This window comes from Streptomyces sp. NPDC005808 (assembly GCF_042871385.1).
Taxonomy (GTDB): Bacteria; Actinomycetota; Actinomycetes; order Streptomycetales; family Streptomycetaceae; genus Streptomyces.
On the sequence record NZ_JBIAIK010000020.1, the window covers coordinates 126,080 to 141,020 of the forward strand.

The following is a 14,941-nucleotide window of genomic DNA, read 5'->3' on the forward strand; positions in this document are numbered from 1 at the left end:
GCACGGGCAGAATGGCTGTCGGTGAATTCGTCAACAGTAGAGGTAAGGTTAGCCTAAGCTAAGTCCATGTCCACCGGATCGCGTCCCCAACCGGGTGGAATACGGCGGCTCGCCACGGCCTGCCGCAGCCACCCCCGCCTCTTGACCGCCCTCGTCCTCGGCTCCGTGTTCGGCACCGGCCTCGAAGCGTTCGGCCCCCTGATCGCGGGGATCGCCGTGAACGACGCCGTGGCCGGGCACACCCACCGGGTCGGCGTCCTGGTCGCCGTCCTGTGTGCACTGGCCGTCGTCCAGTTCGGCGCCGAGTTCACCCGCCGCTTCTTCGCCGGCAAGCTCGCACTCGCCGTGCAGCACCAACTGCGTACCGCCGTGTTCGCATCGGTCCAGCGCTACGACGGCGTCAAACAGGACGAACTGCGCACCGGACAGGTCGTCTCACGCGCGAACAGCGATCTCCAGCAGATCCAGATCATGCTCGGCATGCTTCCCATCCCGATCGGCGTGACCGCGCTCTTCACGGTCTCCCTCGCAGCGATGCTGTGGCTGTCCGCGCCGCTCACGCTCGTCGCCCTCGCCGTGTTGCCGGCGCTCGCGTTCACCGCGGCCCGCAGCCGCACGCGTCTGGTGCCCGCCACCCGCAACGCACAGGCACAGGCCGCCACGATCGCCGAACACGTCGAGGAGACCGTCACCGGCGTACGCGTCGTCAAGGCCTTCGGCCAGGAGGACGCGGAGACGGAACGCATGGCGCGCGCCTCCCGCACCCTCTTCACACGCCGGGTGGTGGTCGCCCGCCTCCAGGCCGCGGCCACCGCAGGCATGTCCGCGCTGCCCGCGGCAGGACAGGTCGGGGTACTCGCCGTGGGCGGCTGGCTCGCGTTGCGCGGCAGCATCGACGTCGGTACGTTCCTCGCCTTCGCCGGCTATCTGACGCTGCTGGCCGGGCCGGCCCGGCTCCTGGCCAACTTCACCGTCACCGCCCAGCAGGCCCGGGCCGCCTCCGAGCGCGTCCACGAACTCATCGACGCCACACCGGACATCACGGACCACCCGCACGCCGCGGATCTCCCCGACGGCCCGCTGCGGATCGAACTGCGCGACGTCACCTTCGGCTACGCGCCCAGCGATCCGGTCCTCGCCGGTCTGTCCCTGACCGTGCGCCCCGGCGAGACGCTCGCCGTCGTCGGCCCGCCCGGCTCCGGCAAGTCCACCGTGTCCCTGCTCCTCAACCGCTTCTACGACCCACAGTCCGGCAGCGTCCGCGTCGGCGCACCTGGCGCGGCGGTCGATGTACGGGGGGAGACAACGGGTGTGCACGGCGCGGGAGATGGCGTATCCCGCGCGGTAACCGGCTTGCGGGTCGCTGCGGATGGCGTATCCCGCGATGTAACTGGCGTGCCGGTCGCCGCAGATGGTGTACCCCGCGAGGTAACCGGTGTGCCGGTCGCCGCAGATGGCGTACCCCGGCAGGCAGCGCGCCCGCCCCGACCGGCACACGGCAGGGCCGACGAGACCACCGACATCCGCATGGTGCGCCTCGCCTCCCTCCGCGCCGCCGTCGGCAGTGTCTTCGAGGATCCCTTTCTCTTCTCCTGCTCCGTGCGCGACAACATCGCGCACGGCCGCCCCGGTGCGACCGACGCCGAGGTGGAGGCGGCGGCGCGGGCCGCCGACGCACACGGCTTCATCAGCGACCTGCCCGACGGCTACGCGACCGAGGTCGGCGAACGGGGCATGGCACTGTCGGGCGGCCAGCGGCAGCGAGTCGCCCTCGCACGCGCCCTGATCACCGACCCGCGCATCCTCGTCCTCGACGACGCGACGTCCGCCGTCGACCCGACGACCGAGGCCGTCATCCAGGACGCGCTCCGCAGCGCCGCGAACGGACGTACGACCGTCCTGATCGCCCACCGCCGCTCCACGCTCGCCCTCGCCGACCGCATCGCCGTCCTCGACGGCGGCCGCCTCGTCGACCTCGGCACCGAGGCCGAACTCACCGAACGCTGCGCCCTGTTCCGCGAACTGCTCGCAGGCCCCAGCGGCAGCCTCGACGACCGCGCCGCACCCGCGCCGGCCACCGCGCAGGACGGCGTCACCCCCGAGCTGTGGCCCACGCCCCCCGCCGACCGCACCGGGAGCGGCGAAACCCCGGACAGCGACCCCGGCCTCGACGAGCAGGCACTCCGCTCGCCGGGTCCGCGCCCCACCCTGCGCCGACTGCTGCGCCCCGTACGCGGACCGCTGCTGCTGGGTCTCGCGCTGCTCGCCGTGGACACCGCGGCCGGCATCGCGCTGCCGCTGCTCGTGCGGCACGGCCTCGACAACGGTGTGTCCGCCGACGAGGGCGCCGTGCTCGCGGTGTGTGTCCTGCTGGCCGCCGCCGCGGTCGCCATCAGCTGGGCCGCTCTGAACATGCAGGCCCGCATCACGCGCCGCGCCGGGGAAAGTGTCCTGTACGGGCTGCGCGTACGCACCTTCGCCCATCTCCAGCGCCTCGGAATGGACTTCTACGAGCGTGAGCGCGGCGGCCACATCATGACCCGGGTCGTCAACGACATCGACGCCCTGTCCGCCTTCCTCCAGAACGGGCTGCTCACGTCCATCGCCTCGCTGGCCACCATCACCGGCGCCGTGTGCGCCATGATCGCCGTCCACCCGCCGCTGGCCCTGGCGGCACTCGCACTGCTGCCGCTGATCCTCGTCGCCACCTATGTCTTCTGGCGGTTGTCGTCGGCCGCCTACGACGAGGCGCGCCGCCGCATCGGCGAGGTGAACTCCTCGCTCCAGGAGAACGTCAGCGGACTGCGCACCTCGCAGGCGCAGGGCCGCGAGCAGGGCGCCGCACGTGACTTCGACAAGCTCTCGGACGCCTACCAGGCCTCGCGCCTGCGCGCCCAGCGCTACGCCTCCGTCTACTTCCCCAGCATCAACCTCACCGCCGAACTCTCCCGCGCCCTGGTCCTGTTGGTGGGCGCGCACCGGGTGGCCTCCGGCGACCTGTCGTCCGGCGTGCTGGTCGCGTTCATGCTCTACCTGGGCATGTTCTTCTCGCCCATCCAGCAGCTGTCCCTCACCTTCGACAGCTACCAGCAGGCCTCCGTCGGCCTGCGCCGGATCATGGAACTCCTGCGGATCACACCGTCCGTGCCCACATCCGCGGACGAGGCCCCGCTTCCCGAGCGGCTGAGGGGCGACGTCGAACTGCGGGGCGCGGGGCACACCTACGCGGGCGCCGAGCGGCCGTCCCTGCGCGAGGTCGACCTGCGTATCGCCGCCGGTGAGACGGTCGCCCTGGTCGGCACCACCGGCGCGGGCAAGTCCACCGTCGTCAAGCTGCTCGCCCGCTTCTACGACCCCGACGAGGGCAGCGTCCTGGTCGACGGCACCGACCTGCGCCGCTGGCCCGTGTCCGGCTACCGCCGTCTCATCGGCTATGTCCCGCAGGAAGCCCACCTGTTCAGCGGCGACATCGCGGGCAACATCCGCTACGGCCGGCCCGCAGCGACCGACGCCGACGTGGAGGCGGCGGCCCGTGCTGTCGGTGCCCTCGAAGCGATCGCCGCACAGCCCTACGGCTTCCGGCAGCCCGTCGGCGAGGGCGGCAGGTCACTGTCCGCGGGCCAGCGCCAGCTCATCGCGCTCGCCCGCGCCGAACTCGTCGACCCCGCAGTGCTGTTGCTCGACGAGGCCACCGCCTCACTCGACCCGGCCACCGAGCAGACCGTCGCCCTCGCCGGCGAACGGGCGGCCCACCGGCGTACCACGGTGGTCGTCGCCCACCGCATGTCGACCGCGGCCCGCGCCGACCGCATCGTCGTCCTCGACCACGGCCGCATCGCCGAACAGGGCACGCACACCGAGCTGTTGGACGCCGACGGCGCGTACGCCCGGCTGTGGCGGCACGGGACCGCCGACGTCGCCGACAATCCCGGCCAGTACCGGGAGCCGACCGCCAACACCACAGGGGTACGGCAGTGAGCGCCGCGACGACGTCCGCGCCGACCGAGGCAGTGGACGGCAAGGAAGGGCGCCGCACCCAGCCCTCGGTGCGTGCCGCGGGCCTGCTGCTCGGTCTGGTGCTGCTGGTCGCGGCGATCGCGCTGTCCCTCGCCGTGGGCACCAAACAGATACCGCTCGGCGAGGTGTGGTCAGGACTGTTCGCACCCTCGGGCACCGAGAACGACGCGATCATCCGGGACCTCAGGCTGCCGCGCACCCTCATCGGGATCGCCGTCGGCGCGGCGCTCGGCATCGCGGGCGGCGTCATGCAGACCCTGACCCGCAATCCCCTCGCGGACCCCGGGCTGCTCGGCGTCAACGCCGGCGCGTCGGCCGCCGTCATCACCGCGATCAGCGTGCTCGGCATCACCTCGTTCACCGGATACCTGTGGTTCGCGCTCGCCGGGGCGGCCGTCGCCGCGACCACCGTGAACGCGCTCGGCGGCGGCCGGCTCGCCACCCCGGTCCGCCTCGCCCTCGCCGGAACAGCCATCAACGCGGCCCTCTTCGGTTACGTCAACGGGCTTCAGCTCTGGAACCTGAGCGCCCTGGACGCCATGCGGCACTGGTCGGTGGGCACGCTCGCCAAACGCGACCCCCAACTCCTGCTCACCGTGCTGCCGTTGCTCGTGGCCGGCGCCCTGCTCGCCTTCGCCCTTGCCCGGCCGCTCGGCGCGCTCGCCCTGGGCGAGGACCACGCCAAGGCACTGGGCACCCAGGTGAGACGCACGCGAGTGCTGTCGGTCCTCTCCATCACGCTGCTGTGCGGCGGCGCGACCGCGGTGTGCGGGCCGATCGGCTTCATCGGGCTGATGATCCCGCACGCGGCACGCGCGTTCGCCGGTCCCGACCCGCGCCGGCTGCTGCCGTACTGCGCGGTGCTCGCGCCGGTGCTGCTGCTCGTCTCGGACGTGATCGGGCGGGTCGTGGTCCCGCCGTCCGAGATCGAGGTCGACATCGTCACGTCGTTCCTCGGCGGGATTCTCTTCATCCATCTGGTGCGGCAACGGAAGGTGGCCCAGCTGTGACCCTGATCGAGGACGAGCGGCGCCCGTCGGGGACGGTCCGTACCGATCTGCGGCACGGTCTGCTGCGTACCGGCCGCTGGTCGCTGCGGTACGACACGCGCGCACTGCTGGTCTGCCTCGTCATCGCGGTGCTGGCCGCGTGCGTGACGGTGCTCTCCATCGGCACCGGCACCTACCAGCTCTCGCCCGTGGAGGTCGTGCGCACTTTCGCCGGGAACGGCCCTCCCGGAGCCGAGTTCATCGTGCTCGATCTGCGGCTGCCGCGCGCCCTGGTGGCACTCCTGGTGGGCTTCGGGATGGGCATGGCGGGCGCGGTGTTCCAGTCGCTGACCCGCAACCCGCTCGGCAGCCCGGACATCATCGGCTTCGGAAACGGCGCCTCCGCGGGTGCGCTCGTCGCGATCATGATCTTCGACGCGGGAGCACCCCAGACCGCACTCGGCGCGGTGGCCGGCGGCTTCGCCACGGCCGCCGCGGTGTATGTGCTGGCCTGGAAGCGGGGTGTGCACGGGTACCGGCTCGTCCTCGTCGGCATCGGCGCGTCCGCGGTGCTCGGCTCGGCGACCAGCTTCCTCTACGTACGCGCCGAGATCGGCAAGGCGGCGCAGGCCGCGAGCTGGATGATCGGTTCGCTCAACGCCCGCGACTGGAACGAGGTCCGGATCGGCGCCCTGAGCCTGGTGCTCCTCGCCCCCGTCGTCCTGGTGTACGGGCGGCGGCTGACGATGCTGGAGATGGGCGACGACACGGCCGCCGCGCTCGGTGTGCCGCCCGAGCGCAGCCGCCTGCTGCTGCTGTGCGCGGGCACGGGGCTGACTGCGATGGCGGTCGCCGCCTCCGGCCCCATCCCGTTCGTCGCGATGGCCGCGCCCCAGCTCGCCCGCCGGGTGACCAGGGCAGCCGGACCGAACGTCCTGCCCGCGGCGTGGATGGGCGCGCTCCTGGTCTCCGCCGCGGACCTGGCCACCCAGCGGATCACCGGCTCCGCCCTGCTGCCTGTCGGTGTGGTGACGGGCGTGGCCGGCGGCATCTACCTCGCCTGGCTGCTCCTGCGGGAACGCCGCGACCACCGCCTCTGAGACGCCGGGCGGCGCGGAAATTCCTGGGCCCTGCCGGTGAGTTCGATGTACGTTGAGCATGCGCGCCGCGCCGGTCCCTAGGCCAAGTATCCGCAGCTCAGCAGAGGTTTCGAGGCAACCCACCGTGTTCCTGACGATCACCGCAACCGGCACCCCCGAGCGCCCCGCGACCGACCTCGGCTTCCTGCTGCACAAGCATCCCGACAACGCGCAGGCGTTCTCGACGTCCTACGGCACGGCCCACGTCCTGTATCCCGAGGCGTCCGTCGAGCGGTGCACGGCCGCGCTGCTCCTTGAGGTCGACGCCGTCGCGCTGGTCCGGCGAGGCAAGGGCAAGGGCCGCGGCGGCGCACCCGACGCCGCGCTCGCGCAGTACGTCAACGACCGTCCGTACGCGGCCTCTTCGCTGCTCGCCGTGGCGCTGAGCGCGGTGTTCTCCAGCGCCATGAAGGGCCAGTGCAACGCCAGGCCCGAGCTGCCCGCGCGGCCCCTCCCGCTCCGTGTCGAGGTGCCCGCACTGCCCGCACGCGGCGGCGCGGATCTCGTACGAGAGCTGTTCGAGCCGCTGGGATGGACGGTGACGGTCGAAGCCGTGGCGCTGGACGCGGAGTTCCCCGAGTGGGGCGACTCGCGGTACGTGAGCCTCGTACTGGAGTCGGCGCGGCTGACCTTGTCCGAGGCCCTGCGGCACCTCTACGTCCTCCTCCCGGTGCTCGACGATGCCAAGCACTACTGGGTCTCCTCCGACGAGGTCGACAAGCTGCTGCGGGCGGGTGAGGGCTGGCTGCCCGACCACCCGGAGCAGAAGCTGATCACCAGCCGGTATCTGTCGCGCCGCTGGTCGCTGACGCGTGAGGCGATGGAGCGGCTGGAGCTCGTACGGCTCGCCGAGGCCGACGACAGCGCGGTCGAGGAGATCGACAACGCGGTGGGCGCGGAGACGGAAGCGGACGACGCCGAGAACTCCGAGGAGAAGGAGGAGAAGACCGTGTCGCTCGCCGTCCAGCGGCGGGACGCGATCCTCGCCGCACTGCACGCGTCCGGCGCGGCACGGGTGCTCGATCTCGGCTGCGGGCAGGGCCAGTTGGTGCAGGCGCTGCTCAAGGACACACGGTTCGACGAGATCGTCGGCGTCGACGTGTCGATGCGCGCGCTCACCGTCGCCTCTCGGCGGCTCAAGCTGGACCGCATGGGAGAGCGGCAGGCCGCGCGCGTCAAGCTCGTCCAGGGCTCGCTCGCGTACACCGACAAGAGGCTCAAGGGTTACGACGCCGCCGTGCTCAGCGAGGTCATCGAGCACCTCGACCTGCCCCGGCTGCCCGCCCTGGAGTACGCGGTGTTCGGCTCCGCACGCCCCAAGACCGTGCTCGTGACCACGCCGAACGTCGAGTACAACGTCCGCTGGGAGACCCTCGCGGCCGGCCACTCCCGGCACGGCGACCACCGCTTCGAGTGGACCCGGGCGGAGTTCCGGACGTGGGCGGGACACGTAGCCCAACGGCACGGATACAGCGTGGAGTTCACACCCGTCGGTCCCGACGACCCGGAAGTCGGACCGCCGACCCAGCTGGCCACGTTCACGATCAGCGCAGGCACGCTCACCACGAAGGAGGAGAAGGCAGCATGACCGACACCAAGGGGCGCACCCTGCCCGTCACCGACCTCTCCCTCGTGGTCCTGGTCGGCGCGTCCGGCTCGGGCAAGTCCACCTTCGCCCGCAGGCACTTCAAGCCGACCGAGGTCATCTCCAGCGACTTCTGCCGGGGCCTGGTCGCCGACGACGAGAACGACCAGAGCGCCAGCGGCGACGCCTTCGACGTGCTGCACTACATCGCGGGCAAGCGGCTCGCGGCGGGCAGGCGCACGGTCGTCGACGCGACGAACGTGCAGCAGGAGGGCCGCAAGCAGCTCATCGAACTCGCCAGGCAGCACGACGTGCTGCCCATCGCCATCGTGCTCGACGTGCCCGAGGAGGTCTGCGCCGAGCGCAACGCCGCCCGCGTCGACCGCGCCGACATGCCGCGCCGCGTCATCCAGCGCCACACCCGCGAACTCCGCCGGTCCCTGCGGCACTTGGAGCGCGAAGGGTTCCGGAAGGTGCACATCCTGCGGGGTGTGGAGGAGGCCGAGAGCGCCGAGATCCGCACGGAGAAGCGGTACAACGACCTCACCCACCTCACCGGCCCCTTCGACATCATCGGCGACATCCACGGCTGCGCCTCGGAGCTGGAGACCCTGCTCGGCAAGCTCGGCTATGTCGACGGGGTGCACGCGCAGGGCCGTACGGCCGTCTTCGTCGGCGACCTCGTCGACCGCGGCCCGGACACCCCCGGCGTACTACGGCGTGTGATGTCCATGGTCGGATCCGGCAACGCCCTGTGCGTGCCCGGCAACCACGAGAACAAGCTCGGCCGCCACCTCAAGGGCCGTCAGGTGCAGCACACCCACGGACTGGCCGAGACCGTCGAGCAGTTGGCGGGCGAGAGCGACGAATTCATCGCGGGCGTACGGGAGTTCGTCGACGGGCTCGTCAGCCACTACGTCCTGGACGGCGGACGCCTGGTCGTCTGCCACGCCGGCCTGCCCGAGAAGTACCACGGCCGTACGTCGGGCCGGGTCCGCTCGCACGCCCTGTACGGGGACACCACCGGCGAGACGGACGAGTTCGGGCTGCCCGTGCGGTACCCGTGGGCGGAGGACTACCGGGGCCGGGCGGCCGTGGTGTACGGCCACACCCCCGTCCCCACCGCCACGTGGCTCAACAACACGATCTGCCTCGACACCGGCGCGGTCTTCGGCGGCAAGCTCACCGCGCTGCGCTGGCCCGAGCGCGAGCTCGTCGACGTACCGGCGGAACAGGTCTGGTACGAGCCCGCCAAGCCGCTCGCCTCCGAGGCGCCCGGCGGACACGAGGGGCGGCCGCTCGACCTCGCGGACGTGCACGGCCGGCGGGTCGTCGAGACGCGCCACGCGGGCCGGGTGTCGGTCCGTGAGGAGAACGCGGCCGCGGCCCTGGAGGTCATGAGCCGCTTCGCCGTGGACCCGCGGCTGTTGCCGTATCTGCCGCCGACCATGGCACCGACCGCGACCTCGCACGTCGAGGGCTACCTGGAGCACCCGGCCGAGGCCTTCGCGCAGTACGAGGCGGACGGGGTCGAGCGGGTCGTGTGCGAGGAGAAGCACATGGGTTCGCGGGCGGTGGCGCTGGTGTGCCGGAACGCGGAGGCCGCGCGGGAGCGGTTCGGCGCGGAAGGCCCCACGGGCGCGCTGTACACGCGCACCGGGCGTCCCTTCTTCGACTCCACCGAGGTGACGGAGGAGATCCTCGGGCGACTGCGGGCTGCCGTGGACGCAGCGGGACTCTGGGCGTCGCTGGAGACCGACTGGGTGCTGCTGGACGCCGAGTTGATGCCGTGGTCGCTGAAGGCGTCCGGACTGCTGCGCACGCAGTACGCCGCTGTGGGCGCCGCGTCCGGGGCCGTGTTCCCCGGCGCGCTGGCCGCGCTGGAAGGAGCCGCTGCCCGAGGCGTCGACGTACGGGAACTGCTGGACAAGCAGCGGGAGAGGGCGGCCGACGCGGCGGCGTTCACCGACGCCTACCGGCGGTACTGCTGGACCACGGACGGACTGGAGGGCGTGCACCTCGCCCCCTTCCAGATCCTCGCGGTCCAGGGGCGCAGCCTGGCCGGCCTCCCGCACGACGAGCAGCTCGCTCTGCTCGACCGCCTTGTCGAGCACGACAGCAGCGGACTGCTCCGGACGACCCGGCGGCTGTTCGTGGACACGGGGGATCCCGAGTCCGTGCGGGCGGGCGTCGACTGGTGGCTGGAGATGACCGGACGCGGGGGCGAGGGCATGGTCGTCAAGCCGGTCGCCGCGCTGGTCCGCGGCGAGAACGGGCGACTGGTGCAGCCCGGCGTCAAGTGCCGGGGGCGGGAGTACCTGCGGATCATCTACGGCCCCGAGTACACCCGCCCGGAGAACCTCGCCCGGCTGCGCGGCCGCTTCCTCAACCACAAGCGCTCCCTCGCCGTCCGCGAGTACGCCCTGGGCCTCGAAGCCCTGGACCGCCTGGCGGAGGGCGAACCGCTCTGGCGCGTCCACGAGGCGGTCTTCGCGGTACTGGCCCTGGAATCGGAGCCGGTGGACCCGAGGCTGTGAGAGGCAGACGCCGGCTGGGCCGGAGATCTCCAGCCCAGCCGGCGTTCGGGGCTGTGCCGGTCAGCTGTCGGCAAGGCGACGGTCGATTATCGTCAAGGCGACGAAATGAAACGGGGCGGGTCGGCGCGATCAGTGGGTGAACACGCGTCCGGATGGTCAGGATGGAGGCATGGGATTCCATGTCGACTCCGAGGCCGGGCCGCTGCGCCGCGTCATCCTGCACCGGCCGGACCTCGAGCTCAAAAGGCTCACCCCCAGCAACAAGGACGCCCTGCTCTTCGATGACGTGCTGTGGGTGCGCCGGGCGCGCGCCGAGCACGACGGGTTCGCGGACGTGCTGCGCGATCGCGGGGTCACCGTCCATCTCTTCGGTGACCTGCTGACCGAGGCCCTGGAGATCCCGGCGGCCAGATCGCTCGTCCTGGACCGGGTCTTCGACGAGAAGGAGTACGGGCCACTCGCCACCGACCACCTACGGGCCTCCTTCGAGACCCTGCCGGCCCCGGAACTGGCGGCCGCGCTGGTCGGCGGCATGACGAAGCGGGAGTACCTGGACGCGCACATGGAGCCGACCTCCGTGCGCTTCCATGTCATGGACCTCGACGATTTCCTGCTCGGCCCGCTGCCCAACCACCTCTTCACCCGGGACACCTCCGCCTGGATCTACGACGGGGTCTCCATCAACGCCATGCGCTGGCCGGCGCGGCAGCGCGAGACCGTGCACTTCGAGGCGATCTACCGGCACCATCCGCTCTTCCGCGACGAGACCTTCAACCTGTGGTCGGAGGGGCAGGCGGACTACCCGTCCACCATCGAGGGCGGTGACGTGCTCGTCATCGGCAACGGCGCGGTCCTCATCGGCATGAGTGAGCGGACGACGCCCCAGGCCGTCGAGATGCTCGCGCACAAGCTGTTCGAGGCCGGGTCCGCGAGCACCATCGTGGCGCTCGACATGCCCAAGCGGCGGGCCTTCATGCACCTCGACACCGTGATGACCATGGTCGACGGCGACATCTTCACGCAGTACGCGGGCCTCGGCATGCTCCGCTCGTACACCATCGAACCGGGCGTGGGGGACAAGGAGCTGAAGGTCACCGACCATCCCCCGGAGCACATGCACCGGGCGATCGCCGCGGCACTGGGCCTCAGTGAGATCCGGGTCCTCACCGCCACCCAGGACGTGCACGCCGCCGAGCGTGAGCAGTGGGACGACGGCTGCAACGTCCTCGCCGTCGAACCGGGGGTCGTGGTCGCCTACGAACGGAACGCGACCACCAACACGCATCTGCGCAAGCAGGGCATCGAGGTGATCGAGATTCCGGGGAGCGAGCTGGGGCGGGGGAGGGGCGGGCCGCGGTGTATGAGCTGTCCGGTCGAACGAGGGGCCGTATAGACATCGTGCTGGCTGTATAGAAATGCCAATCATCGTATAGAATTCCAGAGTCCTCCTCTCCCTGCCCCTGATCCTGGAGCGCTCTCATGGCGACAGTTCCGAACGCCCTCGCAGGCCGCCACTTCCTCAAGGAGCTGGACTTCACGGCAGAGGAGTTCCGCGGGCTGATCGAGCTGGCCGCCGAGCTCAAGGCGGCCAAGAAGGCCGGGACCGAGACCCAGCGCCTGCGGGGCAGGAACATCGCGCTGATCTTCGAGAAGACCTCGACGCGTACGCGCTGCGCGTTCGAGGTCGCGGCGGCGGACCAGGGCGCCTCGACGACGTATCTCGACCCGTCCGGTTCGCAGATAGGCCACAAGGAGTCGGTGAAGGACACCGCGCGGGTGCTCGGGCGGATGTTCGACGCGATCGAGTTCCGGGGTGACAGCCAGGCCGCCGTCGAGGAGCTGGCCGCGTACGCCGGTGTGCCCGTCTACAACGGCCTGACCGACGACTGGCACCCCACCCAGATGCTCGCCGACGTGCTCACGATGACGGAGCACAGCGACAAGCCGCTCGGCGAGATCGCCTTCGTCTATCTCGGCGACGCCCGTTTCAACATGGGCAACTCGTATCTGATCACCGGCGCGCTGCTCGGCATGGACGTCCGCATCGTCGCTCCGCAGGCGTACTGGCCCGCCGACGAGATCGTCGCCAGGGCCCGCAAGCTCGCCGAGAGCGCCGGCGGCCGCGTCACGCTCACCGAGGACGTCACCGAGGGAGTCCAGGGCGCCGACTTCGTCGCCACCGATGTCTGGGTCTCCATGGGCGAGCCGAAGGACGTGTGGGACGAGCGGATCGGCGCACTCTCCCCGTACGCCGTGACGATGGACGTCCTGCGCGCCACCGGCAACCCGGACGTGAAGTTCCTGCACTGCCTCCCGGCCTACCACGACCTGGGCACGAAAGTCGGGCGGGAGATCCACGAGAGCCATGGCCTGGACTCGCTGGAGGTCACCGACGAGGTGTTCGAGTCGGCACACTCGGTCGTCTTCGACGAGGCCGAGAACCGGCTGCACACGATCAAGGCCATCCTGGTCGCGACGCTCGCCTGACCGGACGGCGGCCTGCTGCCGGGGGTTACACCGGTCGTCGTCGCTGCGGCGGTACGACGGGCAGCCTGAACCAGACCGCCTTGCCGGAGCCGGCCGGGCGGTGGCCGCAGGACGAGCTGAGGGTGCGGATCAGGAGGAGACCGCGCCCGTGCTCCTGCCAGGGGTCGGGCGCGCGGGCCGGGTCGGGGACCGTGAGATCGCCGGGCGGCGCGGGATCCGGATCGTGCACCTCGACCTGGCAGCCGGTCGGCAACAGTTCGACGACCAGCTCTATGGGACCATCCCCCGCGGTGTGCTTCACGGCATTGGCGACCAGTTCCGCGGTGAGCAGTTCGGCGGTGTCGCTGTCAGCCGCGTGCTCCAGGTCGGCCAGCGCCGTGCGGACCAGCGCACGCGCGACCGGCACTGCCGCGGCGGTGTGCGGCAGTGCGATGCGCCATGAGGCGGAGGCGGGGGTGTCGGGCAAAAGGGGTCCGTTCATTGAGCAGGTCGTCCTGCTTTCAACTTTAGAAATGGTACGACTCGTCCGGACAGAGGCTCCCGGCGGGCCTGTCCCGGGACTTTCGGCCCGGCATGAGGCTGTGTACGAGGCTGTGTACCCAGGCGAACGGCCCGCGTCCCACGTGGTGCTCCCGCCGTTACGGGGCCATCGAGGATCCGTGACTCAGTGACGGTTCTGCCGTGCTTCTATCGCGCGCTCGTGACGGAAGCGACAGGAGAGGCATAGGTTGACAAGGTAGCGCCGCGCGCTCGCCCTCGACAGTGCCGAACGCACGAAAGCCCCGAGCGCCTCGGCGCGGGCCGGGTGCTCGGGGGCGGGGGCTTCGGACGATGCTCTACAAGCTCCTTCGAGGTCCTGCGGGCCCTACGCGGGAAGCTTGACCATTCCCGCTGTCAGGGTCGAGCCGTCCGCCGGGTCGATCAGGAGGAATGCGCCGGTGCGGCGGACCTCGGCATAGTCGTCGAGCGCGAGCGGCTCGGCCGTGCGCAGGGTGATCGTGCCGAGGTCGTTCGCCGTGAGCTCGGCCGCGTCGCCCAGATCTTTGACGACGGCCTTCACGGTCCGTGTCGTGTGCCTGACGAGAACCCGGTCCCCGACGCGCAGCGCCCGGTCGGACAGATGGCAGACGGCGCCTCGGACGTCCTGTGTGAGGGTGGGCGCGTCCGCTCCCGCAGTGATCATGTCGCCGCGCGAGACGTCGCGCTGGTCGGCCAGGCGCAGGGTCAGCGACTGGGGCGCGTACGCGAGGTCCGAGTCCCTGCCGAGTACGTCGATGCCGATGATCTCGGAGCTCTCCCCTGACGGATGCACCGTCACGCGGTCGCCGACCCGCAGCGTGCCGGACACCAACTGGCCGGCGTAGTGGCGGACTTCGTCGTGCCGGATCACGTACTGCACAGGAAAGCGAGCCGGCGCGGACCCGGCGTCGGAACCGACCGGCACGGTCTCCAGGAACTCCAGCAGCGCCGGCCCCTCGTACCACCCCATGTGCGCCGAACGCTCCACCACGTTGTCACCGCACAACGCGGAGACCGGGATCGGCGTGAAGCCGGGCAGCCCCAACTCGGCGGCGTGGCCCGCGAAGTCCTCGACGATGCGGTCGAAGTCCTTCGCCTCGTAGCCGACGAGGTCCATTTTGTTGACGGCGAGGACGACGTGGGGGACGCGCAGGAGGGCGGCGACGGCGGCGTGCCGGCGGGTCTGCTCGATGACGCCGTGGCGGGCGTCGACGAGGACGACGGCGAGGTCGGCGGTGGAGGCGCCGGTGACCATGTTGCGGGTGTACTGCACGTGGCCGGGGGTGTCGGCGAGGATGAAGCGGCGGCGTGCGGTGGCGAAGTAGCGGTAGGCGACATCGATGGTGATGCCCTGTTCACGTTCGGCGCGTAGTCCGTCGGTGAGGAGGGCGAGGTCGGGGGTGTCCTGGCCGCGGCTGGCGGAGGCGCGTTCCACGGCTTCCAGTTGGTCGGTGAGGACCGACTTGGAGTCGTGCAGCAGACGTCCGACGAGGGTGGACTTGCCGTCGTCGACGGAGCCGGCCGTCGCGAACCGCAGCGTGTCGATGGTGGTGGGTGCGCCGACCATGGCGGTGGTGGTGCTGGTCATGTCTAGAAGTACCCCTCGCGCTTGCGGTCTTCCATCGCGGCTTCGGACATTTTGTCGTCGGCGCGGGTGGCGCCCCGTTC

General features: G+C 71.1%; 9 protein-coding genes. 7 read left to right on the forward strand and 2 right to left on the reverse strand.

The window, feature by feature from the left end; all coding sequences use genetic code 11:
* The first annotated feature begins 66 nt into the window (after positions 1-66).
* The 7 genes from ACFYPC_RS33100 (at position 67) to argF (ending at position 12,754) form a co-directional block, all read left to right on the forward strand.
* Entirely contained in the window at positions 67-3,978 is a 3,912-nt protein-coding gene (locus tag ACFYPC_RS33100) for an ABC transporter ATP-binding protein (RefSeq protein WP_391890370.1), read from the forward strand.
* A gap of 32 nt (positions 3,979-4,010) precedes the next feature.
* Positions 4,011-5,027: a FecCD family ABC transporter permease gene (locus ACFYPC_RS33105; RefSeq protein WP_391890407.1), complete on the forward strand. Its 1,017-nt coding sequence runs from the start codon at positions 4,011-4,013 to the stop codon at positions 5,025-5,027.
* Positions 5,024-6,106 (forward strand): FecCD family ABC transporter permease, encoded by a 1,083-nt coding sequence (locus ACFYPC_RS33110; RefSeq protein WP_391890373.1) that lies wholly within the window; start codon positions 5,024-5,026, stop codon positions 6,104-6,106. Before ACFYPC_RS33105 ends, ACFYPC_RS33110 begins: the two co-directional genes overlap by 4 nt.
* Before the next feature lie 124 nt (positions 6,107-6,230).
* Positions 6,231-7,733 carry a 3' terminal RNA ribose 2'-O-methyltransferase Hen1 gene (locus ACFYPC_RS33115; RefSeq protein WP_391890376.1) on the forward strand — a complete coding sequence of 501 codons (1,503 nt, stop codon included), beginning with the start codon at positions 6,231-6,233 and terminating at the stop codon, positions 7,731-7,733.
* Positions 7,730-10,267: a polynucleotide kinase-phosphatase gene (locus ACFYPC_RS33120; protein ID WP_391890379.1), complete on the forward strand. Its 2,538-nt coding sequence runs from the start codon at positions 7,730-7,732 to the stop codon at positions 10,265-10,267. The genes ACFYPC_RS33115 and ACFYPC_RS33120 overlap by 4 nt, the downstream gene beginning before the upstream one ends.
* A 169-nt stretch (positions 10,268-10,436) precedes the next feature.
* Entirely contained in the window at positions 10,437-11,660 is a 1,224-nt protein-coding gene (locus ACFYPC_RS33125) for an arginine deiminase (protein WP_385735524.1), read from the forward strand.
* An 86-nt stretch (positions 11,661-11,746) separates the two neighbouring features.
* Entirely contained in the window at positions 11,747-12,754 is a 1,008-nt protein-coding gene (gene argF / locus ACFYPC_RS33130) for an ornithine carbamoyltransferase (RefSeq protein WP_391890383.1), read from the forward strand.
* A 25-nt stretch (positions 12,755-12,779) separates the two neighbouring features.
* Here the strand turns inward: argF and ACFYPC_RS33135 are convergent, their stop codons facing one another.
* Together ACFYPC_RS33135 and ACFYPC_RS33140 are read right to left on the reverse strand one after the other, a co-directional pair.
* Entirely contained in the window at positions 12,780-13,235 is a 456-nt protein-coding gene (locus ACFYPC_RS33135) for an ATP-binding protein (protein WP_391890386.1), read from the reverse strand.
* 384 nt (positions 13,236-13,619) lie between these two features.
* On the reverse strand, positions 13,620-14,861 hold the full coding sequence (locus tag ACFYPC_RS33140; RefSeq protein WP_391890389.1) for a sulfate adenylyltransferase subunit 1: 1,242 nt from the start codon (positions 14,859-14,861) through the stop codon (positions 13,620-13,622).
* Positions 14,862-14,941 lie beyond the last annotated feature (80 nt).

Bases quoted from the DNA above. Each gene is read 5' to 3' on its own strand.
- ACFYPC_RS33100 (WP_391890370.1), top strand. From the start codon at position 67: ATGTCCACCGGATCGCGTCCCCAACCGGGTGGAATACGGCGGCTCGCC.
- ACFYPC_RS33120 (WP_391890379.1), top strand. From the start codon at position 7,730: ATGACCGACACCAAGGGGCGCACCCTGCCCGTCACCGACCTCTCCCTC.
- ACFYPC_RS33125 (WP_385735524.1), top strand. From the start codon at position 10,437: ATGGGATTCCATGTCGACTCCGAGGCCGGGCCGCTGCGCCGCGTCATC.
- argF (WP_391890383.1), top strand. From the start codon at position 11,747: ATGGCGACAGTTCCGAACGCCCTCGCAGGCCGCCACTTCCTCAAGGAG.
- ACFYPC_RS33135 (WP_391890386.1), bottom strand. From the start codon at position 13,235: ATGAACGGACCCCTTTTGCCCGACACCCCCGCCTCCGCCTCATGGCGC.
- ACFYPC_RS33140 (WP_391890389.1), bottom strand. From the start codon at position 14,861: ATGACCAGCACCACCACCGCCATGGTCGGCGCACCCACCACCATCGAC.